The sequence below is a fragment of the Variovorax sp. GW823-FHT04B03 genome (assembly GCF_058796495.1).
In genome coordinates this window covers 1,514,298-1,534,619 of the sequence record NZ_JBXAIT010000001.1, presented here as the reverse complement: position 1 = coordinate 1,534,619, position 20,322 = coordinate 1,514,298, and the positions used below count along the sequence as shown (strand labels likewise).

At 66.7% G+C, this 20,322-nt stretch carries 20 protein-coding genes; 4 read left to right on the top strand and 16 right to left on the bottom strand.

What is annotated here, in order from left to right:
* Positions 1-4: 4 nt before the first annotated feature.
* Positions 5-667 (bottom strand): tRNA-uridine aminocarboxypropyltransferase, encoded by a 663-nt coding sequence (locus AC1RAD_RS07070; protein WP_492734283.1) that lies wholly within the window; start codon positions 665-667, stop codon positions 5-7.
* 346 nt (positions 668-1,013) lie between these two features.
* Positions 1,014-1,226, bottom strand: a complete 213-nt coding sequence (locus AC1RAD_RS07065; protein ID WP_062472154.1) for a hypothetical protein — start codon at positions 1,224-1,226, stop codon at positions 1,014-1,016.
* A gap of 512 nt (positions 1,227-1,738) precedes the next feature.
* Here AC1RAD_RS07065 and AC1RAD_RS07060 point away from each other — a divergent pair.
* Positions 1,739-2,479: a Crp/Fnr family transcriptional regulator gene (locus AC1RAD_RS07060; protein WP_492734559.1), complete on the top strand. Its 741-nt coding sequence runs from the start codon at positions 1,739-1,741 to the stop codon at positions 2,477-2,479.
* A 12-nt stretch (positions 2,480-2,491) separates the two neighbouring features.
* Positions 2,492-3,301: a Crp/Fnr family transcriptional regulator gene (locus AC1RAD_RS07055; RefSeq protein ID WP_255221064.1), complete on the top strand. Its 810-nt coding sequence runs from the start codon at positions 2,492-2,494 to the stop codon at positions 3,299-3,301.
* A 19-nt stretch (positions 3,302-3,320) separates the two neighbouring features.
* Here AC1RAD_RS07055 and AC1RAD_RS07050 read toward each other — a convergent pair whose 3' ends face one another.
* The 4 genes from AC1RAD_RS07050 to AC1RAD_RS07035 all read right to left on the bottom strand — a co-directional run bounded on the left by AC1RAD_RS07050 (position 3,321) and on the right by AC1RAD_RS07035 (position 7,018).
* Positions 3,321-3,581 (bottom strand): DUF1488 family protein, encoded by a 261-nt coding sequence (locus AC1RAD_RS07050; protein WP_369631807.1) that lies wholly within the window; start codon positions 3,579-3,581, stop codon positions 3,321-3,323.
* A 769-nt stretch (positions 3,582-4,350) separates the two neighbouring features.
* Complete coding sequence (locus AC1RAD_RS07045; RefSeq protein ID WP_070061615.1) at positions 4,351-4,593, bottom strand: hypothetical protein; 243 nt, start codon at positions 4,591-4,593, stop codon at positions 4,351-4,353.
* Between the two features lie 380 nt (positions 4,594-4,973).
* Positions 4,974-5,648: a response regulator transcription factor gene (locus tag AC1RAD_RS07040; RefSeq protein WP_492734282.1), complete on the bottom strand. Its 675-nt coding sequence runs from the start codon at positions 5,646-5,648 to the stop codon at positions 4,974-4,976.
* Between the two features lie 5 nt (positions 5,649-5,653).
* Positions 5,654-7,018 carry a cache domain-containing protein gene (locus AC1RAD_RS07035; protein ID WP_095744124.1) on the bottom strand — a complete coding sequence of 455 codons (1,365 nt, stop codon included), beginning with the start codon at positions 7,016-7,018 and terminating at the stop codon, positions 5,654-5,656.
* Positions 7,019-7,176: 158 nt separating this feature from the next.
* On the opposite strand from AC1RAD_RS07035, the gene AC1RAD_RS07030 reads away from it, so the two are divergent.
* Both AC1RAD_RS07030 and AC1RAD_RS07025 read left to right on the top strand, forming a co-directional pair.
* The gene (locus AC1RAD_RS07030; RefSeq protein WP_489059482.1) at positions 7,177-7,920 is read left to right on the top strand and encodes a LysM peptidoglycan-binding domain-containing protein; all 744 of its coding nucleotides are present in this window, start codon (positions 7,177-7,179) and stop codon (positions 7,918-7,920) included.
* 125 nt (positions 7,921-8,045) lie between these two features.
* Positions 8,046-8,345, top strand: coding sequence for a hypothetical protein (locus AC1RAD_RS07025; RefSeq protein WP_492734281.1), 300 nt, complete (start codon positions 8,046-8,048; stop codon positions 8,343-8,345).
* Positions 8,346-8,361: 16 nt separating this feature from the next.
* On the opposite strand, the gene AC1RAD_RS07020 is transcribed toward AC1RAD_RS07025, so the two are convergent.
* From AC1RAD_RS07020 to urtA, 10 genes are all read right to left on the bottom strand, one after another.
* A complete protein-coding gene (locus tag AC1RAD_RS07020) occupies positions 8,362-9,300 on the bottom strand; it encodes a VTT domain-containing protein (protein WP_062472168.1) in 939 nt (312 codons plus the stop codon).
* Between the two features lie 149 nt (positions 9,301-9,449).
* Positions 9,450-10,460 carry an aldo/keto reductase gene (locus tag AC1RAD_RS07015; protein WP_492734280.1) on the bottom strand — a complete coding sequence of 337 codons (1,011 nt, stop codon included), beginning with the start codon at positions 10,458-10,460 and terminating at the stop codon, positions 9,450-9,452.
* 89 nt (positions 10,461-10,549) lie between these two features.
* Positions 10,550-12,100, bottom strand: a complete 1,551-nt coding sequence (locus tag AC1RAD_RS07010; RefSeq protein ID WP_492734279.1) for an alkaline phosphatase D family protein — start codon at positions 12,098-12,100, stop codon at positions 10,550-10,552.
* Complete coding sequence (locus tag AC1RAD_RS07005; RefSeq protein ID WP_492734278.1) at positions 12,097-12,774, bottom strand: hypothetical protein; 678 nt, start codon at positions 12,772-12,774, stop codon at positions 12,097-12,099. The genes AC1RAD_RS07010 and AC1RAD_RS07005 overlap by 4 nt, the downstream gene beginning before the upstream one ends.
* 73 nt (positions 12,775-12,847) lie before the next feature.
* Positions 12,848-14,104, bottom strand: coding sequence for an MFS transporter (locus AC1RAD_RS07000; protein WP_095946664.1), 1,257 nt, complete (start codon positions 14,102-14,104; stop codon positions 12,848-12,850).
* Between the two features lie 109 nt (positions 14,105-14,213).
* On the bottom strand, positions 14,214-14,906 hold the full coding sequence (gene urtE, locus AC1RAD_RS06995; protein WP_062472198.1) for an urea ABC transporter ATP-binding subunit UrtE: 693 nt from the start codon (positions 14,904-14,906) through the stop codon (positions 14,214-14,216).
* 263 nt (positions 14,907-15,169) lie between these two features.
* The gene (gene urtD, locus AC1RAD_RS06990; RefSeq protein WP_139702780.1) at positions 15,170-16,048 is read right to left on the bottom strand and encodes an urea ABC transporter ATP-binding protein UrtD; all 879 of its coding nucleotides are present in this window, start codon (positions 16,046-16,048) and stop codon (positions 15,170-15,172) included.
* Positions 16,045-17,268 (bottom strand): urea ABC transporter permease subunit UrtC, encoded by a 1,224-nt coding sequence (urtC, locus tag AC1RAD_RS06985; RefSeq protein WP_492734277.1) that lies wholly within the window; start codon positions 17,266-17,268, stop codon positions 16,045-16,047. The genes urtD and urtC overlap by 4 nt, the downstream gene beginning before the upstream one ends.
* On the bottom strand, positions 17,265-18,812 hold the full coding sequence (gene urtB / locus AC1RAD_RS06980) for an urea ABC transporter permease subunit UrtB (protein ID WP_492734276.1): 1,548 nt from the start codon (positions 18,810-18,812) through the stop codon (positions 17,265-17,267). Before urtB ends, urtC begins: the two co-directional genes overlap by 4 nt.
* Positions 18,813-18,995: 183 nt before the next feature.
* Positions 18,996-20,264: an urea ABC transporter substrate-binding protein gene (gene urtA / locus AC1RAD_RS06975; RefSeq protein WP_013543023.1), complete on the bottom strand. Its 1,269-nt coding sequence runs from the start codon at positions 20,262-20,264 to the stop codon at positions 18,996-18,998.
* Between the last annotated feature and the right edge of the window lie 58 nt (positions 20,265-20,322).

Below are 20,322 nucleotides of genomic sequence, written 5' to 3'. Positions count from 1 at the left end.
TCGCTTAAATGAACCCTGTATCCCTTGATCGAGGGCAGGACTTGTCGGTTTGCGCGTTTCGCTGCCCGCCAGCCTGCTCCAAGTACTCGACAAACCCGTCGAAGGCATTCAATAAGGGCTGGAACCGCGCCGCACCGCCTTCCAGTTGGCACAAGGCGTAGCAGGTCGCCTCCAGCGTGGACAGTTGGTCGGGCCCATGGGCTTTGCGGATACGGTAGTGCGAAGGCGGCAGGTTGTGCAGGGCCAAGCGGGGCAACTGTTGCAGTGGCGGGCTTTGGTAGAGCATCTTTCGGCTTTTGCGCCAGGTGCCGTCCAGCACGACCAGGCGCAGGCGCGACGGGGCTTCCGGCCACTCGGTCGGTAGCGGGGGTGGGACCCGCAGGTCCGGGGCGCTATCTTGCAGACTGTCCGGGTACAGCAGCAGCGTGTGCTTGCCGTCCACCGGCCAGACGGGCACGGCAAATGCCTCACCCACCACCAAGCGGCAGTGCGCCAAGCTGAGGTGCAGCAGGCGGGCACTGCCTTTGGCCTGGTGTACCTCCAACGGGTGCTGCAGCACTAGTACCTCCACCGTGTGGGCAGTGGGCGCGACCCAGCGGCAAATGCAGGCGCTGAGCGGGCGCAGGCAAGCGGTGCACTGGGGGCGTGGGACTACAGCGGCGGACATGGTTGGGTTTTATTCAGCGTGCCTGGCTAGACAATGCATGGAAGGAGATGTCTCTTAGTGGCGCGACGACCGGCAGCTTTGGACAATGTCGGAAGACCGCAGTGGGCCCTATGCCGTCCTACAACCAGCAGTCGAGAAAGTCCGCTTCGCAGCGATTGTAGAAATCGACTGCGAAGCGACGGACGTCTGCTTTGAGTTCAATGGCGCATCGCACTCGCATGAGCCCATGTGCCCCCCCAATCAAGATCGCCGGCCGTAAGCAAGGGGTAGCCTCCCGCGTCAGAAGAATCGACCCCCGAAAATCCCCGCTGCCATTCGCCGCCGACGTAGAGATCAATGCAGCCTCTCAGGGTTTGGAGAACTTCTTGTTGGGAAACCACCGGAAGATGTTGTCGCAGCGGTTGTTGGCGAGCCGCACGAACAGGTAGCCAGACTCTGCGTTGCCGAGCGCATCAACGGGGATTCCTGCGCCGCGAAGGGCTGCGACTTCGGCGTCCGCGTCAATGTCGAACGGCAAGCTGAGAGTCACCGTCGCTGTGTGCACGAGAAGCTTGGCCATGCTACGGGCTCAATGCGCTTGTTCCGATGCAGCATGCCTTTTGGGCGTCACGCGCATCACGGTGGCCCGGCCTGAACAGACGACTCGCCCACGTGGGTACAGCGGGGGACGGAGGTTCGGCCTCGTTCAACCCCGCGCTGCGCAGCACTCCGCGCATTCGAGTCTCCTCCAGATCATCGGTCGGCACAGGCGGTCGCGCGCGGCAAAGGCGGCGGAGCAGATGTATGCGCATTGGATTTCCTGGGTCTGTGTTGGGCGGCAGCGGCAATTGACGGCCGTACAAGCCAGTGCGCACCAGGTTCTCGGTGTCGATTCCCGCGGGGCTCATGGCGTACATGGGGTTGCTCTCCAAAGCGAGGTTCTGGGGGGCCCACGCTAGCCAGAAAGTGAGTCCCTGACTGTTCGCTGGCGCACCAAGCCCCCCCAAAAAATGTCCCGGCGATTGGTACGCCAGCGCACAGACGCCGGATTTCAGTCGCAGAATCATGAAAATTTGGAAGCAGATCTCGCCCATGGCATTGCCTCCTCGTTCTTCTTCGTTGCGTCGGGCCGCTGCACACAACGAACTGCTGGATGCCATCCCTGTCGAGGTGATGGCCCGAATGGAGCCGTTCCTGGAATTGGTGCCGCTGCGTCTCGGGGAGGTGCTCTACGAGTCGGGGGTGGTGCAGCGACACGTTTTCTTCCCCGTCGATTGCATCGTCTCCCTGCTGTACGTGCTGGAGAACGGGCAGTCGGCGGAGATCGCGGTCGTCGGCTTCGAAGGCATGGTGGGCGTGTCGCTCCTGATGGGCGGAGGTAGCACCCCCAATCGTGCCGTGGTGCAAAGTGCAGGCAAGGCCTTCAGGCTGAGTGCCACCCACGTTCAGGAGCTGACGGACAAGGGGGGCCCGTTGCTTCACCTCTTGCTGCGCTACACCCAGTCGCTCATCACCCAGATGTCGCAAACGGCGGTGTGCAACCGGCATCATTCGCTCGAGCAGCAGCTGTGCCGCTGGCTGTTGTTGAGCCTGGACAGATTGCCCGGCAATGAACTGGTCATGACGCAAGAGCTGATCGCCAACATGCTCGGCGTGCGACGCGAAGGCGTGACGGAGGCGGCAGGCAAATTGCAGCGTCTGAACCTGATCAAGCACGCCCGAGGTCACATCACGGTGCTCGACCGCCCGGGCCTGGAACAGCAGGTATGTGAATGCTATGAGGTCGTGAAGCGCGAAACAGATCGGCTGCTGCCTCGCCAAGTGGCAAGCTGATTCGCCGCGCCGATGGTCACGCTCGGTGCGCCGCCGCACAGACGTGAGCCATCGCATCGGCAACAATGCGGCGGGTCACGCATTTTCGCGCTGGCCCCTCTCAACAGGGGCTCTGTGACATCCCATCCGACCCGCCCCATTCACAACCGTCTGCTCGAAGTGCTGCCGCCGATGGTCAGGGCGCGTCTGCTCGAAAAATGCGAGAGCGTGCCACTGGCCGCAGCCCAGACGCTCTATGAGCCGGGCGATGCCATCCACCACATCCACTTTCCCACGAGCGCCTTTGTTTCGCTGGTTTCCACGGCGGATGGCCACGACGGCCTGCAAACAGGCTTGGTGGGCAACGAGGGCGCCTTGGGCTACGAACTGTCGCTGGGTGTTCAGAGCGCACCGTTGCGAGCGTTCGTTCAAGGCGGCGGTCTGGCCTGGCGCCTGACAGCGCAGTCCTTTGCTCAGGAACTGGAGCACAACACGATGCTCAGGCGTGTTCTCAACCGCTACGTCTGTGTGCTGCTGATGGAGCTGGGTCGCTCGGGCCTGTGCAACCGCTTCCATCTGATCGAGGAGCGCCTGGCGCGCTGGCTACTGACCACGCAGGATTGCGCGCACTCCGCACACCTGGCACTGACTCATGAAGTACTGGGTCGCATGCTGGGGGTGCGCCGGGTCGGCATCACCAATGCAGCGACGGCACTGCACGAGCGTCGGCTGATCGAATACCGCCGCGGCGCCATCACGATCACGGATCGCCAGGGACTGGAAAATGCGGCGTGCGATTGCTACCGGGCCAACCAGCGCAACTACGCGCGGTTGATCTCATGACGGGCGGCCTTCCTGCCATTCACACGGCAGGAGCATGAAGGTCGTTCTCCCGCAGCATCACCGGCTCCATGGCTCCCTGTGAGAGACGCCGCCGCACCGCGGCTTCTATCTCTTCGACATGGTGGCCGAAGGTTTCAAGCGGATCGGCGCTCTCGGGTGTGTGAAAGTGATAGCGCAGCGCTTGGCTCCCGACGCTGGCACTCACGAACCGGTTGCCCTCCAGGTCCACCCAGAAGCGGACGGAGCCAGAGGCATCATGAAAGTAGGGAGCATCGGACATTGCGAGAATCTTTCTTGGGGGCGGCTGTGCACTATCACACGCTTGGCGCTTCGCGGCCGTAAGACAACGGGAGTTGATCGCTCCGCAGGCCCAAGTGCTTGGCCTTTGCCATGAAATCCAGCGAGGTGACGGCCCGCCGGCATCGAGGCGCCGCTCTTGATGGGCGGGTGCTTAAGCTTCCTCTACCAGCGCCGGATGGCCGTCAACCAGATCATGGCGCGCCTTTTGTTTTCGGTCTGTGCGCCAGCGCACGGTCGAAAAATCTCCTGCGCGGTAGTGTGGCGGCTTCAACTTCTTCAACGGAGGGGCCCATGACACCTTCCCAGTTCACCGCCGAGTCGCTGCTTCGGACTTACCTCAGTGGGCGCAGCATGCCGAAAATCCTTCGTGACGCCATTGTGTGGTCGATCGAAGTTCGACTGGCCAGGGGCGACACGCCAACGCTCGACGAGACGCTGCGAACTGACATCGACAACCATGCTGTAGAGCCTCCTGGGGGACCGACCGTATGTGCCTTGTTGCGTCGCTTTGGCGAGACTGAAGACACAACGCATGCGAGCAGTCGCCCGAGCCACAGAGCGTTTGGAACCTCCGTTTATTGACACGAGCGCATCGGCTGGTTCGTGTCCACTTCAGTCAGACGGCCCGGGCAGATTTGCGAGGCGGAAGTCCGCGCCGGGTCGCAAAGCCGCCCTCGATGCATATCGCCCCGAGCGGCAGCAATCAGTCTGAAGCAGCCACCCCGGTATCCAATACCGGCGCCAAACTCTCACCCTCCCCCACTCTCCTGAAACAACGCCGCCGCATCCCGCGCCAAATCCGAAGCGATCCAAAGCAGGTTGTCCCGATGCCCGGCCCCCGCCTCTTCGAACCACCCATCGCCGGCGCCATGGCAGCACCACAGCAGTGAGTTCAGTTGTTCCAGCTTGCATTCCAACAGGTCTGCTGCGTTGGGGGTGGTCGCGTGGGGAGAGGCCGGCGCGGTAGCGCGGGCCATAATTCGTTTAGCCATTTGTTGTGCTCCTTATCAAAGCTTGCACGTCACTTGGTTAGACGGTCATGGTGTTCGCGCACCGTGGCCGTCGCCTTTTGTGCCTCACGTTCGCATCGATCGATCTGCATCTATGGCCCGCCGTGAGGCGAAGCGGTTCATTCATTCACTCAATCAGTCAGTGGTCCGTGGTGTGGTGTGTGCTGCCCTCCTCGCCCACATGGCGGGTCGTTTCATCGCAGGGGCATTCACTGTAGAGAAGTCCTGCCCGGCGCACAGAGATATTTCGCCGAGGAATGCGCGGTTCGCGCAAGTAATCGCGCTGCGGCAGCGGCGATTCACAAAGCCCTGACAGTCAGGCCCTGAAAGCAGGGCCCAAGCCCCGCATCGACAGCAGCGCCTCAACCCTGCCCGCCGAACTCCCGCGCGTGTTCCACCGCGTACTTGATGAGCTCCGCCTGCCCTTCGATGCCCAGGCGCCGCTTGATGCTCTGGCGGTGCGCCTCCACGGTGCGCACGCTCAGGCCGAGGTCGCGTGCGATCTGCTTGCTCGATTCACCGCGGCCGAGCGCGCTCAAGATTTCGCTCTCGCGCGGCGTGAGCAGCGGGCGCGGGGTCTGGTTGCGAAAGAGCTTCTTCGACACGGCCGGGCTCAAGAAGGTGCCGCCCGCCGACACGGCCTCGATGGCGGCCACGATCTCCGCGGCCGGCGCGTCTTTCAGCACGTAGCCACGCGCGCCGACCTGCAGGGCCTTCTGCACGTACTCGGGGTTGTCGTACATGCTGAGCATCACGATGTGCGGCGCGAGCTGGTGCTGCGGCTGTTGTTGCAGCAGCAGCGCCGCCAGCTCGATGCCGTTCATGTCCTTCATGCCCACGTCCATGAGCACGAGGTGCGGCTGCGCGGGGCCGATGAGTGCCAGCGCCTCGGCCGCGCTGCCGGCCTCACCCACGATCTCCAGGCCGGGCATGGCCCCCAGGCGTGCGCGCAGGCCGTCGCGCACCAGCGGGTGGTCGTCGACCAGGAACAGGCGCACGACAACAGGAGCAGCAGCAGCGGCGGAGTCTTCTTTCATGGCCGCTATTCTGGCTTTGCGCGCCGCACGGGCACTTCGGCCACGATGGAGGTGTGGCCCCGGCCCGAGCGCATGCGCAGCCGGCCTTCGATGGACTCCATGCGCTCGCGCATGTTGCGCAGGCCGATGCCGCGCTGCGGGTCGAGCTGCATGGCCTCGACGTTGAAGCCGACGCCGTCGTCGCTGATCTCCAGGCGCACGGCCTCTTCGTCGAAGCCCAGTGCGATGTGCACCTGTTGCGCGCGGGCGTGTTTGCGCACATTGGTCAACGCTTCCTGCGTGACGCGAAAGAGCGCGGTCTTGGCTTCTTGCGACAGCTCGAAGGGTTCGCCCTCGACCATGATGGATGCGTCCACGCCGCCTTCTTCACCGAACTCGGCGCCCAGACGCTCCAGCGCGGCGGGCAGGCCCAGGGTGTCGAGCAGCGCGGGGCGCAGCCGGTGCGAGATGCGGCGCACCTCGGTGAGCGAATCGTTCAGCCGCTGCAGCGCCTTGCCCAGCGCGGGCGGCGGCGACTGGTGCGCGCGGTCGAGCTGCTCCACCGCCGATTCGATCAGCAGCTTGGCCGACACCAGCGTCTGGCTGGTGCCGTCGTGCAGCTCGCGCGCGAGGTGGCCGCGCTCTTCTTCCTGCGACTGCACCACGCGGCGCGCGAGCAGGCGCAGCTTGGCTTCGGCGGTGCGGTGCTCGCTGAGGTTGAGCAGCAGCCCGGCCGCGCTCACCACGCCCAGGCACAGCGCGGCGATGCCGGCGATCCACAGCAGCGTGGCGGTGACGTTGGCGTTCATCTGCCGGTCGAGGGTGTCCATGGTCGACTGGATGTCGTCCAGGTACAGGCCGGTGCCGACCATCCAGTTCCAGCGCGGCAGCGCGGTGACGTAGCCGAGCTTGGGCGCCATCTGCGCGCTGGAGGGCTTGCGCCATTCGTACTCGACGTAGGCGCCGCCCTTGTCGCGCGCGCCCTTGATCAGCTCCTGGATGGTGAAGCGGCCATGCGAATCGCGCAGGTTCCACAGGTTCTGGCCGACCAGCTCGGGCTGGCGCGAGTGCATGAGCGAGTTGCCGTCCATGTCGTAGACGAAGAAGTAGCCGTCGTCGCCGTAGTTGAGCGTGGCCAGGCGGCGCAGGGCCTCGGTGCGCGTGGCCTCGTCGTCCAGCCCCGACTCGTACAGCGGCAGCAGGTTGCTCACGGCCAGGTCGACGTAGCTGCGCAGCTCGCTGCGGCGCTGGGCCATGTAGCTGCGCTCGATGAGCGCCCGCTCGCGCTGGGCCAGGTCGTGTTCCTGGTGACGCACAGCCAGGGCCACGAGCACCAGCGCGACCAGCAGGGGCGCAACGGCCAGCGCGACGATCTTGGTGCGGAGGTTCATCGGGGAGGGAGACTACCACTGGGGGTGGGCGGGGAGCTGACCTCGCGGCTTCGCGGAGAAATTTCGGGGAAGAAGGACCGGGTGACGTTGGGTGACAGTGTGCAGCGCCGAACCGGCCTACAACACGGGGACATCAACAAACGGAAGAGGGAGCACGTATGCGCAAGACGCAAAAGACGACGGCAGCCGAGACAGAGAATGAAGGCTGGAAGCGCGGCATCGACAACGCCGACGACAAGTGGGACAGCCACGACTGCGAGATCCGCTCGGCCGTCCATGAATACGACATGCACCTCTCTCGAACCAAGGGCTACGTCCCGTTGGACTGGCGCCTGGTGAAGGCCATGCTGTGGGTCGAAACGGGGGCCAAACGGCCGCAGTGGAAGACCCGCCCGATGCAGATCGGCAATACAGGAGATCTGGGCCTCCAGGCGCTGCTGGGTGGCAAGGACGGCGGTGACCTGATCCTCCCGCCCTCTTACCGCAGAAGCCTCTCCGTCGACGGCGTGCGCCGCGCGCCTGCCGACAACATCCGGGCGGGCATCGGCTATCTGCTGCTACGCATGGCCAATTTCTCCTTTCAGAGCGTGCCCGATGCAGACACCCGCACCCATCAGGTCGTCGTGAAAGCTGGCGATACCCTGAACAGCATCGCCAGAGCGAAAGGCAGCACGCCAGAGGTGATGAAGCGGCTCAATCCGTCCGCACACATGCTTCGGCCCGGCGAGGTGCTGCACTACCAGAGGGCCTCGGTTCAGAGGGTCATCACAGGCTGGAAGCCCATCACGGTGTCGGGAGCGGCAACTTACTACAACGTGGATGGCGATGCGACGTATGCAGACAAGCTCGGCTATGCCTTGGCGGCCGTTCGCAGAGGCTCCGAGGCAACCGCATGCAAGTAGGCCGAAACATCGGGCGGCGTCTCCTGGCACTCGCCTGCTCAGCAGTTATGGCTGGTCCCGCGCACGCCCACACATTCACCGGGAAGTTCACCGGCACGGGCCGGGCATGCAACGGCGTACTCCATGTGCGCAGCCAGACCATCGAATGGCGATCGAGTTTCAGCCGCTGCGCACGCAGCAGCTATGAGGTGCTGGACATGAGCCGCCCCGGCGAACCCGGGCGGATGGCTTTTCGCTTCAAGGCACGCGACGCCAAGTGCCTGTACGAAGTGGTCGCGCTCGAACAGGTGGACGGCACCGACTGGACGGCGGACGGCTATCCCTCGCTGGCGGCCTACCGAAAGAAGGACGTACCCGGCTGGCAGGACTCACCCCTGCCCGCCCGGCTCGTTCTGGAGTGCCCAATGACACAACAGCTGCGATGAGCAGCTGCGAAGCAGGTCAGTGCAGGCTCGTAGGCCGCCCCGAAGCCACCCACGCATCCAGCCCCCCCGTCAGCGGCAACGCCCGCCGCGCCCCGCGCGCCAGCAGCACGCGCGCGGCCTGCGCGGCCGAGACTTCGTTGGGGCAGTTGCAGTACAGCACCACGTCGCGGTCGGGGTCGATGGTGAGGTCCAGGTTGCGCTGCTGCAGCGCCTTGAGGGTGTACGACAGCGCGCCCGGAATGCGGCGCGGGTCGACCTGCACGCCGGCTTCGCCACGCACGTCGATCACCAGCGGCGGCACGTCGCCGCTCATCAGGTCGAACAGTTCGTCGACGCTGATGCGCGGCATGCCGGTGAGCCGCGCGAAGGCGCGGCGGCGCCAGTAGCGCACGGCGAGCATCACGAGCAGCACCACGCCCAGCGCGGCGGTGGCAATGCCGCCGGCCTGCGCGAGCACGGCGAGCACCTGCTGGATCTGGTCGCGAAAGAGCCAGCCCAGGCCGAGGAACAGGCCCGTCCAGACCAGCGCGGCGACGATGTCGAAGCCGACAAAGCGCCGCACCGACATGCCCAATGCGCCGGCCATGGGCGGCGCCACCACGGACACGCCGGGCACGAACTTGGCGGCCACGAGCGACATGCCACCCCAGTCGGAAATGAGCGATTCGCCGCGCCGCACGCACGAGTCCTGCGACAGCGAGATGCGGCACAGCAGCCGCATGAAGCGGTAGCCGAAGCGGCGCCCGGCATAGAACCACGCGCCGTCGCCCAGCAGGTTGGCGACCACGGCGGCCAGCACCACGCCGACCACCGACACGTCGCCCGCCGCCAGCAGCGCGCCGGTGACGACCAGCACGGCCGCGGCCGGCACGGGCAGGCCCAGGCGCGCGGCAAAGCTGGCGGCAAACACCACCAGGATCGCGTTCTGCACCAGCAGCGACATCAGCTGTGCCATGCGGGCCGCCGTTCGGTCGTTGCCGGGGGCCGCAGGGCGGCGCGCCGGGAGGGGGTGTGGGATGTGGTCATGCCGGGCGCGATTCTCCCGCATGGCCCAAGCACGTACTGCGCGCAGGCCATCCGGGGCGCCGGCACGCCCCCGTTCGCTCAGCGGGGCGCGTCGCCCTTGCGGTACTCGGCGGTGAGCGCGTCGAGCTTCTGCTTGAGCGCCGGGTCGAGCACGTAGCTGGCGGCGGCCACGGTGGCGTCGAGCTGTTCGGGGCGGCTGGCGCCCAGCAGCGGCGCGGTGATCAGCGGGTTGGCCATGACCCACGCGACGGCCAGCGTGGCCAGCGGCACGCCGGCTTCCTCGGCCAGTGCGTGCAGTTGGGTGACGGTGTCGAAGCTGCGGTCGTTCCAGTAGCGGTCCTGGTACATGCCGCCGGCGGTGCCGAGGGTGAAGCGGGTGTTTTCCTCGGGCTTGGCGCCGGGCTTGTACTTGCCGGTGAGCAGGCCGCCGGCCAGCGGGTTGTAGGGAATCACGCCCAGGCCCTCTTCCGCCGCGAGCGGCAGCAGCTCGCGCTCGATCTCGCGGAACAGCAGGCTGTAGCGCGGCTGCACCGACACGAAGCGCGTGAAGCGGTGCAGCTCGGCCTTGCCCAGCGCGCGGGCCAGGCGGTAGGCCAGGAAGTTCGACACGCCGATGTAGCGCGCACGGCCCGACCTGACGATGACGTCGAGCGCCTCGAGGCTTTCTTCGAGCGGCGTCTCGCGGTCGTCCATGTGCAGCTGGTACAGGTCGACGTGGTCGGTCTTCAGGCGCTTGAGCGAGAGGTCGATGGCGTCGAGCAGGTGCTTGCGCGAGGCGCCCTGGTCCCAGGGGTTGGGGCCGACCTTGTTGACGGCCTTGGTGGCGACCACGAAGCGGCGGCGGCCGGCGGGGCCCTGCTTGTCGAGCCAGTTGCCGATGATCTCTTCGGTGCGGCCGGTGGTCTCGATGGTGCCGCCCAGCGGGTACACGTCGGCGGTGTCGAGGAAGTTGATGCCGGCGTCGGCGGCCTTGTCCAGGATCTGGTGCGACACGGCCTCGTCGGTCTGCAGGCCGAAGGTCATGGTGCCCAGGGCCAGGCGGGACACGGTGAGGCCGGTACGGCCCAGGCGGGTGGTGGGGATGCTCATGCAGGCTCGCTCCGAGAAGGTGGGAGAGGGAGGAAAAGAGGCGGCGGCCATCATAGGCACGGCCGCGCATTCCTGCAGGCGCTGGAGATTCAGGTGGATTCGAGGTGCACGCCGGGCGCGCCGCGTTCGACAGAAAAGCGGGCCATGGCCGCGACGGCGGAATCGGCGTTCTTCTCGTCGTCGACCGCGCGGAACTCGACGGCGCAGCCGCGCGCGTCGAGCGTCATGAGGCCGTAGCCGCGCTTGTCGGCGCGGCCGTAGCGCAGGTGTTCGTTCTTCGCACGCATGTGGGCCACGCTGGCGGCGCTGGGCCCTTCGGAGGTGATGGCGCCGCCGACGAACTCGGTCGCGACGACGGGGCCCTGCGGCTCGCGGTGCAGGTCGGCGGCCCAGAAGGCGTGCACGTCGCCGCCGAGCACCAGCGCATCGCCGCCGCGCGACGGGTTGGCGGTCAGCGCGTCGAGCAGGCGCGTGCGCGCGGCGGCGTAGCCGTCCCAGCCGTCCATCCAGTAGCCGTGCCCCGCGCCGCGCTGGCGGTCGGCTTCGGCGAGCAAGGTGGGTTGGGCGATGACGGTCCAGCGCGCCGGCGGCGTGGCGAGTTCGTTCGCGAGCCAGGCTTCCTGCTGCATGCCGAGCAGGCTGCGCTCCGGGGCCAGCCGGTCGGCGCAGTCGACCAGCGGCTTGGTGCTGCGGCCCGGGAGGCAGGCGTGGTGCGAGCGGTACTGGCGGCCGTCGAGCAGCATCACGTCGAGCATGCGGCCGAAGCGATGGCGCCCGTAGATGGTCGCGCCTGCACCGCGCGGGCGCATGGAGGCGGGCACGGGCATGTGCTCGTACCAGGCCTGATAGGCGGCGGCGCGGATCGCCAGGAACTGCGCCGGGTCGGGCGTGCGTGGCGAGACGTCATCGGTGTAGTCGTTGGCGACCTCGTGATCGTCCCAGGTCACGAGCCAGGGAAAGGCGGCGTGCGCGGCCTGCAGGTGCGGATCGGTCTTGTAGAGCGCGTAGCGGTTGCGAAACCCGGCCAGGTCGGTGGGAATGCCGCCCTCGTGCCGGCGCACGTTGTGCGAACCGCGCGTGCTTTCGTAGATGTAGTCGCCGAGGTGGACGACGAAGTCGAGCGGCTGCGCGGCCATGTCGCGGTAGGCGGCGTAGTAGCCCTCCTCGTACTGCTGGCACGAGGCGAAGGCGAAGCGCAGCGGCTGCACGGCGGCGTCATCGTCGGCCGGCGCGGTGCGCGTGCGGCCGACAGGGCTGCGCACGCCGGCGGCGGTGAAGCGGTACCAGTAGGGGCGGCCCGGGCGCAGGCCCTGCACTTCGACGTGCACCGCGTGCGCGAGGTCGGCCGTGGCACTGGCCGTGCCCTTGGTCACGATGCGGCGAAAGCGCTCGTCCTCGGCCACCTCCCACTGCACCGCCACAGGCGCATCGCCCATGCCGCCGCCCTGCACCGGCTCGGGCGCGAGCCGCGTCCACAGCACCATGCCGTCCGGCAGTGGCGCGCCCGAGGCGATGCCCAGCGTGAACGGATCGCGCGCCGCCAAGGGCTGGGCGCGCAGGTGCAGGAAGGGATGGCCGAGCGCGGCGGCGGCGAGGCCGGTGTGCAGCAGGCGTCGGCGGGTGAAAAACGGAGGGGTCATCGGGCGTCTTTCTTGGCGCGTCGCTCGGCGATCTCGAGGTCGATCGATGCCTGCAGGCGCGCTTGCCGGTCGAGCTCCCTCTGCCGGGTGTCGACGCTCGTGTACTCGCGGTCGATCAACGCCTGCAGGCGCGCCAGCTGCGTGAGATCCATCTCGCGGGTGTTGGCGCTCGCGTGCTCGAAGTCGATCGACGCCTGCGGGCGCACTGGCCGCTCGGGCTCTTTCGGATGGGTGTCGACGCCCCTCGTTCGCAGGTCTTCGCTCGACTGCGAAGAAGCACCACCGGAGCGTCCCTCCCAGATCACCAATGCGCCTACGAGAAAGAGCACCGCGAACATGAATTCCATGGCGACGGGGTTCAGGTCGTCCTTGAGGATCGGCTTGAGCGAGCCGTCCAACCGATCTTTCGGGGGCAGCAGGACCGCGACCTTCTTGCCCACGGGGCGTGGATCGAACTTGCCGCCGCTGCGTGCGTACAAGACAGCCCGTCGGCCGTCGGGCCGGACGTAGTCGACCCGGACCTCTGTGTTGCCGGCGCCGGTGACGACACCCTCGACCTTGCCGTAAGAAGAAAGAATGACCGCGGCATCAAGCGCCGACAGCAGCGCGACACACAGCATGGCAACGCCCATCGCCGCGAGGCACACCGCCACAAACACTCGAAGGATCTGCATGGACTCCAGCCGTCAGGAACGTGCCTGATTCTGGCGCCCTTCTCTTACAGCACCGCCACTGCAGAACGGCGTCTCAGCCCACCGACCCTTCGCAAACCACAGCCACCGGCCGCCGCGCATCCGCACGCGCGCTCGCGACCGCCCAGGCAAAGATGCCCACGCCCGCCAGCGCCAGCAGCGCGCCGACCCAGCCGGTCGAGGTCCAGCCCAGGCCGGCCGCGATGGCGACGCCACCGAGCCAGGCGCCAAGGGCGTTGGCCATGTTGAAGGCCGAGTGGTTGAGCGCGGCGGCGAGCGTTTGTGCGTCGCCGGCCACGTCCATCAGGCGGATCTGCAGGGCCGGGCCGATGGCGACGGTGGTGCCGATGAGGAACACGGTGAAGGCTGCCGTCACGACGTGGTGCGCCGCGAAGGTGAAGCTGGCGAGCACGAGCGCCGCGTAGACCAGCACGCCGCCGATGGTGCGCATGAGCGACTTGTCGGCCAGCCGCGAGCCCACGAGGTTGCCCGTGACCATGCCCAGGCCGAACAGCGCGAGCACGAAGGGCACGCCGCCCAGCGGCAGGCCGGCCACTTCGATCAGCGTGGGCTTGATGTAGCTGAACACGGCGAACATGCCGCCGAAGCCGATGGCGCCGATGCCCAGCGTGAACCACACCTGCTTGCGCTTGAGTGCGCCGAGTTCGCGCCAGGGGCTGGCGCCGGCGGCGGGTGCGATGTCGGGCACGTCGCGGCGCAGCAGCGCCACGGCGACGAGCGCGATGACGCCCACGAACACGAAGGCCGCGCGCCAGCCGAACAGCTGGCCCAGCCACGCCGCGATGGGCACGCCGACCAGCGTGGCGCCGGTGAGCCCCAGCATCACGAGGCCGACGGCGCGTGCGCGGCGCCCCGGCGGCGCGAGCGTGGCGGCCACGAGCGCGGCCACGCCGAAGTAGGTGCCGTGCGGCAGGCCGGTGGCAAAGCGCAGCAGGTTGAGCGACAGGTAGCCGGGCGCCATCGCGCTGGCGAAGTTGCCGGCCGCGAACACGGCCATCAGCGCGATCAGCAGCGCGCGACGGCCCCAGCCGGCGGCCAGCACCGCGAGCACGGGCGCGCCGATGACCACGCCCAGCGCATAGGCGCTGATGACGTGGCCGGCCTGCGGGATGGTGACGGCGATGTCTTTCGCAACCTCGGGCAGCAGGCCCATGATGACGAACTCGCCGGTGCCGATGGCAAAGCCGCCGACGCCGAGCGCGAGCACCGCGCGCAGGAACTGGGCGGACGAGACGGACGGTGCAATGGCGGTGGTTTCCGCGCCTTCGCGGGCGGACGGTGAGGCGTTCAAGGCCGGGCTCCTGGGGGGTGCCCGGCGGACGCGGGCAAGGCCCGATTCTAGGGTAAACCCTTAAATTGTGAAGATGCTCTCGTGCGCCGCGTCTGTACCGTCTTGCAATTCAGATGGCAACCAACTGCCGCACGCCCTGCGCTTCCATGTCCTTGCCCAGGCCGCGCGCAATGACTTCGCCGCGCTCCATCACGAGGTAGTCGTCGGCCAGTTCCTGCGCGAAGTCGTAGTACTGCTCGCACAGCACGATAGCCATGTCGCCGCGGTCGGCGAGCATGCGGATGACGCGGCCGATGTCCTTGATGATGCTGGGCTGGATGCCTTCAGTGGGCTCGTCGAGGATCAGCAGCTTGGGCTTGGGCGCGAGGGCGCGGGCGATGGCCAGCTGCTGTTGCTGCCCGCCTGACAGGTCCCCGCCTCTTCTGTTGATCATCTGCTTGAGCACGGGAAACAGCTCGAACAGTTCCGCAGGAATGGGCGTGCCGCCGCTCTTGTAGGCCAGGCCCATGCGCAGGTTCTCTTCCACCGTGAGCCGCGCGAAGATCTCGCGGCCCTGCGGGACGAAGCCGATGCCGGCCCTGGCCCTGTCGTACGGCGTGGCCTTGTGGATCGGCTTGCCTTCGAGCTCGATGCTGCCGCTCTTGATGGGCACGAGGCCCATGAGCGACTTCAGCAGCGTGGTCTTGCCGACGCCGTTGCGGCCGAGCAGGACCGTGACCTTGCCGAGCGTGGCCTCGAAGCTCACGTCTCTGAGGATGTGGGAGCCGCCGTAGTACTGGTGGATGTTCTTGACTGTCAGCATGGTGGGATGCTTTCATTGGTCTTTATCGGGGGCACCCGGTGTGCGACACGGCGCGGTCGGTCTCACTGTGCCGGCCCTTCGGGCTGCCCTGCGGTGCTCGCGTTTCGCGGGGCCTCGCAGAACTCGCTGCGCTCAGACAGCTGCGAGCCCTGATCCGCGAATCGCTGCGCTCCTCGGCGGCACAGAGGGGCCGCCCACGCCGCACCGCACACCGGGCGCTGGTCGTGGCGTTGATGCCGGCGGCTTTGGCCGCGGCGACAAGTTCACCGGCCAAGGTAGACCTCGATCACGCGCTCGTCGGCCTGCACCTCATCGAGCGTGCCCTGCGCGAGCACCGAGCCATCGCACAGCACGGTCACGATCTCGGAGATGGTGCGGATGAAGCTCATGTCGTGCTCCACCACCATCAGCGAATGCTTGCCCTTGAGCGTGAGGAACAGCTCGGCCGTGCGCGCGGTTTCCTCGTCGGTCATGCCGGCCACGGGCTCGTCGAGCAGCAGCAGCTTCGGGTCCTGCATCAGCAGCATGCCGATTTCGAGCCACTGCTTCTGGCCATGGCTCAGGTTGCCGGCCAGGCGCGAGACGCTGTCGGCCAGGTGGATCGTCTCCAGCACTTCGGCCAGACGATCGCTCTGCGCCGAGTCGAGCCTGAACAGCATCGAGGCGCGCACGCCCTTGTCGGTCTTCAGTGCGAGCTCGAGGTTCTCGAACACGGTGAGGTGCTCGAACACCGTCGGCTTCTGGAACTTGCGGCCGATGCCCAGCTGCGCGATGTCGGCCTCGCGGTGGCGCAGGAGGTCGATGGTGCTGCCGAAGAACACGGTGCCTGAATCGGGTCGGGTCTTGCCGGTGATGATGTCCATCATCGTGGTCTTGCCCGCGCCGTTGGGGCCGATGATGCAGCGCAGCTCGCCCGGCGCAATGTCGAGCGAGAGCTTGTTGATGGCCTTGAAGCCGTCGAAGCTCACGCTCACGTCTTCCAGGTACAGAATGCGGCCGTGGGTGACGTCGACCTCGCCCGGCGTGGCGATGCGGCTGAAACCTGCGGTGCGGCCACCCGATTCGGTCTGGCCTGTGGCGGCGTGCAGCCCGGCCGCGCGTGCGGCGCGCTCGGCGCCGGCTTCCATCAGGTCGGGCGTCATGCGCGGGCTCCCTTCACGTCGGCGACCAGGGGCGCCTGCACCGTCGCTTCGGGCTCGGCGTGCGCGGCGCCGGGCTCGCGCCGCGCGTCCTTCGCGGCCGGCGCCGCGGCCTTCTGTGTCTTCTCGCGCGAGAGCCACTTGCGCACCAACCCCACGATGCCGTTCGGCAGGAACAGCGTGACAGCAATGAACAAGGCGCCCAGGAAGTACAGCCAGTACTCGGGGTAGGCCACGGTGAGCCAGCTCTTTGCGCCGTTGACGATGAAGGCGCCGATGATCGGACCGATCAGCGTGGCGCGCCCACCGACTGCGGCCCACACCGCGATCTCGATGGAGTTGGCCGCGCTCATCTCGCCCGGGTTGATGATGCCGACCTGCGGCACGTACAGCGCGCCGGCCACGCCGCACATCACGGCCGATATGACCCAGATCGTGAGCTTGTAGGGCAGCGGGTTGTAGCCCGAGAACATCACGCGCGTTTCGGCATCGCGAATGGCCTGCAGCACGCGACCGAACTTGCTGCCGATGAGCCACTTGGCGAACAGGAAGAAGCCCAGCAGCGTGAGGCCCGTGAGCGCGAAGAGCGTCATGCGCATCTCCTGCGTGGCGATCGGGATGTTCAGGATGCGCTTGAAGTCGGTGAAGCCGTTGTTGCCGCCGAAGCCGGTCTCGTTGCGGAAGAACAGCAGCATGGCCGCGAAGGTCATGGCCTGCGTGATGATCGAGAAGTACACGCCCTTGATGCGCGAGCGGAAGGCGAAGAAGCCGAACACGAAAGCGATGAGGCCGGGCACCGCCACGATGAGCAGCAGCGTCATGCCGAAGCTGCCGCTGAAGGTCCAATGCCAGGGCAGCTCCTTCCAGTCGAGGAACACCATGAAGTCGGGCAGGTCGCTCTTGTAGTTGCCGTCGCGGCCGATCTGGCGCATGAGGTACATGCCCATCATGTAGCCGCCCAGCGCGAAGAAGAGGCCGTGGCCCAGCGACAGGATGCCGGTGTAGCCCCAGATCAGGTCCATGGCCAGCGCGCAGATGGCGTAGCACATGATCTTGCCGACCAGCGCCACGGCGTAGTCGCTCATGTGCAGCGGGCTGTCGGCCGGCACCCACATGTTGAGCACGGGCGCCACGGCGCACACGACGATCAATGCGACGAAGAAGGCTGTCCAGCCCTTGCCGCTCAGCAGCGGGCCTTTGGTGGGAAGTACGACCTTGCTCATGCCTCTGCGCTCCGGCCCTTCATGGCGAAGATGCCCTGAGGTCTCTTTTGAATGAAGATGATGATGAAGACAAGCACCGCGATCTTCGCGAGCACCGCGCCCGCCCAGCCTTCGATGAACTTGTTGAGGATGCCCAGCCCCAGCGCCGCATACACGGTGCCCGCGAGCTGGCCGACGCCGCCCATCACGACCACCATGAAGCTGTCGACGATGTAGCTCTGGCCCAGGTCGGGGCCGACGTTGCCGATCTGGCTCAGCGCGCAGCCCGCCAGGCCCGCGATGCCCGAGCCGAGCGCGAAGGCGTAGGTATCGATGCGCGCGGTGTTCACGCCCATGCACGAGGCGATCGGGCGGTTCTGCGTGACGCCGCGCACGAACAGACCCAGGCGCGTCTTGCCGATGAGCCAGCCCATCGCGAGCAGCACGAGCGCGGCGAAGACGATGATGCAGATGCGGTTCCAGGGCAGCGTGACGTTGCTCAGCATCGTGAAGCCGCCGCTCATCCAGCCGGGGTTTTCCACGCCGACGTTCTGCGCGCCGAACAGCGATCGCACCAGCTGCTGCAGCATCAGGCTGATGCCCCAGGTGGCGAGCAGCGTCTCGAGCGGACGGCCGTAGAGGAAGCGGATCACGCCACGTTCGAGCACCGCGCCCACGAGCGCCGAGGCGAGGAAGGACACGGGAATGGCGGCCACCAGGTACCAGCCGAACGCCGCCTCGGGCATGTACTTCTGGAAGATGCCTTGCATCACGTAGGTGGCGTAGGCGCCGATCATCATCAGCTCGCCGTGCGCCATGTTGATGACGCCCATGAGGCCGTAGGTGATGGCCAGGCCCAGCGCGGCCAGCAGCAGCACCGAGCCCAGGCTGATGCCGCTGAACACGGCGTTGATGCGGTCGCCCCAGACCAGCGCGCCGTCGATGTTGGCGATCGATGCGGTGATGGCCGCCTTGACGTCGGCTTCGGTCTCGTCGGCCAGGCGCTGGTTGAGCAGCAGCTTGGTGTCGGGGCTGCGGTTGTTGCCCAGCTCCTTGGCGGCGGCGAGGCGCTTGGCCTTGTCGGCGCTGGTGAGCATGCTGGCGGCGCGCACGAGTTCGAGCTGCGCCTTGATCTTCGGGTTGGTCTCGGCGGCCAGCGCCTTCTCGACCATCGGGATGCGCGACTCGTCGGGCTCCTTGAAGAGCGCCTGCGCGGCTTCGGCGCGCACCGCGTCGTCGGTGCTCGTGAGCTTGAGCGCGGCCTGTGCGGCATCGAGCGCGCCGCGCATGAGGTTGTTGTTGACGACGTCTTCGGCGGTGTCGGGCACCTTCAGCTCGACGCCCGTCACGGGGTCGTAGCCCTTGTCGTCCTTCATCACGAAGACCTTGTCTTCGGTGTACTTCACGGCGTCGTCGGACATCGCCTGGATGAACGCGGCGGTCTTGTCGTCGGCGGTGAGGACGGCCTTGTTGAGCGCGGCGATGCGGGCTTCGGACTCGCCGGAGGCGATGGCCCGAGCTTCGTCGGCGGTCAGCGCATGGGCGGCCGACGCTGCGAGGAGCATGGCGGCGAAAGCGCAGTGAAGGGTTCGTCGAAGCATCATGAACTTGGAAGTTGGTAAGGCTCCCTCCCCTTTCGGGGGAGGGTCGGGGTGGGGGCACGCGGCGCCCGGACAAGCGCAGTGCTCGAATCGACCGCCGTCAGCCCCCACCCCTGCCCTCCCCCAGCGGGGGAGGGAGAAACACACTTACATCGACTTGCCGGCCGGGTAATCGGGCTTCTTGTCGTTGCCTTCGATGTACGGGCTCCACGGCTTGGCCTTGACCGGGCCCGGCGTCTTCCACACCACGCTGAACTGGCCGTCGGCCTTGATCTCGCCGATGAACACGCTCTTGTGCAGGTGATGGTTCTTCTCGTCCATCTTCGAGACGATGCCCGACGGTGCCGTGAAGGTCTGGCCGGCCATCGCCGCGATCACCTTGTCGGTGTCGGTCGACTTGGCCTTCTCGACCGCCTGCTTCCACATGTGGATGCCGATCCAGGTCGCTTCCATCGGGTCGTTGGTGAGCGGCTTGTCCTTGTGGCCGGCGATGTTCTTGGCCTTGGCGTAGTCGCTCCACTGCTTGATGAACGCGGTGTTGGTCGGGTTCTTGATCGACATGAAGTAGTTCCATGCCGCCAGGTGGCCCACGAGCGGCTTGGTGTCCACGCCGCGCAGTTCTTCCTCGCCCACCGAGAAGGCGACCACCGGCACGTCCTTGGCCTTCAGGCCCGCGTTGCCCAGTTCCTTGTAGAAGGGCACGTTGGAGTCGCCGTTGATGGTCGAGACCACCGCCGTCTTGCCGCCGGCCGAGAACTTCTTGATGTCGGCGACGATGGTCTGGTAGTCGCTGTGGCCGAAGGGGGTGTACTTCTCGTCGATGTCCTTGTCGGCCACGCCCTTGCTCTTCAGGTAGGCGCGCAAGATCTTGTTGGTCGTGCGGGGGTAGACGTAGTCGGTGCCCAACAGCACCCAGCGCTTGGCGCCGCCGCCTTCCTTGCTCATGAGGTAGTCGACGGCCGGAATGGCTTGCTGGTTGGGCGCGGCGCCCGTGTAGAACACGTTCTTGGAGAGCTCTTCACCCTCGTACTGCACGGGGTAGAACAGCAGGCCGTTCATTTCCTCGACCACCGGCAGCACCGACTTGCGCGACACCGAGGTCCAGCAGCCGAAGATCACCGAGACCTTGTCCTGGCCGAGCAGCTGCTTGGTCTTTTCAGCGAACAGGGGCCAGTTGGAGGCCGGGTCGACCACCACGGGCTCCAGCTGCTTGCCCAGCACGCCGCCCTTCTTGTTGATGTCGTCGATGGCCATCAGCACCGTGTCCTTCAACACGGTTTCCGAGATGGCCATCGTGCCCGACAGCGAGTGCAGCACGCCGACCTTGATGGTGTCGGCAGCGAATGCGGGGGCAGCAGAAATGCTGGCCAGCGCGACGGCGGCGGTGAGCGCCTTGAGTGTGAAACGACGTTGCATGTGGACTCCTGCTCCGGGTGGGTTGAACCTTGTCGACAGCGCGGGGCTGGCGATGGAG

Coding starts and splice junctions, on each gene's coding strand:
- AC1RAD_RS07070 (WP_492734283.1), bottom strand. CDS start 667: ATGTCCGCCGCTGTAGTCCCACGCCCCCAGTGCACCGCTTGCCTGCGC.
- AC1RAD_RS07065 (WP_062472154.1), bottom strand. CDS start 1,226: ATGGCCAAGCTTCTCGTGCACACAGCGACGGTGACTCTCAGCTTGCCG.
- AC1RAD_RS07060 (WP_492734559.1), top strand. CDS start 1,739: ATGGCATTGCCTCCTCGTTCTTCTTCGTTGCGTCGGGCCGCTGCACAC.
- AC1RAD_RS07055 (WP_255221064.1), top strand. CDS start 2,492: ATGGTCACGCTCGGTGCGCCGCCGCACAGACGTGAGCCATCGCATCGG.
- AC1RAD_RS07050 (WP_369631807.1), bottom strand. CDS start 3,581: ATGTCCGATGCTCCCTACTTTCATGATGCCTCTGGCTCCGTCCGCTTC.
- AC1RAD_RS07045 (WP_070061615.1), bottom strand. CDS start 4,593: ATGGCTAAACGAATTATGGCCCGCGCTACCGCGCCGGCCTCTCCCCAC.
- AC1RAD_RS07040 (WP_492734282.1), bottom strand. CDS start 5,648: ATGAAAGAAGACTCCGCCGCTGCTGCTGCTCCTGTTGTCGTGCGCCTG.
- AC1RAD_RS07035 (WP_095744124.1), bottom strand. CDS start 7,018: ATGAACCTCCGCACCAAGATCGTCGCGCTGGCCGTTGCGCCCCTGCTG.
- AC1RAD_RS07030 (WP_489059482.1), top strand. CDS start 7,177: ATGCGCAAGACGCAAAAGACGACGGCAGCCGAGACAGAGAATGAAGGC.
- AC1RAD_RS07020 (WP_062472168.1), bottom strand. CDS start 9,300: ATGGCACAGCTGATGTCGCTGCTGGTGCAGAACGCGATCCTGGTGGTG.
- AC1RAD_RS07015 (WP_492734280.1), bottom strand. CDS start 10,460: ATGAGCATCCCCACCACCCGCCTGGGCCGTACCGGCCTCACCGTGTCC.
- AC1RAD_RS07010 (WP_492734279.1), bottom strand. CDS start 12,100: ATGACCCCTCCGTTTTTCACCCGCCGACGCCTGCTGCACACCGGCCTC.
- AC1RAD_RS07005 (WP_492734278.1), bottom strand. CDS start 12,774: ATGCAGATCCTTCGAGTGTTTGTGGCGGTGTGCCTCGCGGCGATGGGC.
- urtE (WP_062472198.1), bottom strand. CDS start 14,906: ATGCTGACAGTCAAGAACATCCACCAGTACTACGGCGGCTCCCACATC.
- urtD (WP_139702780.1), bottom strand. CDS start 16,048: ATGACGCCCGACCTGATGGAAGCCGGCGCCGAGCGCGCCGCACGCGCG.
- urtC (WP_492734277.1), bottom strand. CDS start 17,268: ATGAGCAAGGTCGTACTTCCCACCAAAGGCCCGCTGCTGAGCGGCAAG.
- urtB (WP_492734276.1), bottom strand. CDS start 18,812: ATGCTCCTCGCAGCGTCGGCCGCCCATGCGCTGACCGCCGACGAAGCT.
- urtA (WP_013543023.1), bottom strand. CDS start 20,264: ATGCAACGTCGTTTCACACTCAAGGCGCTCACCGCCGCCGTCGCGCTG.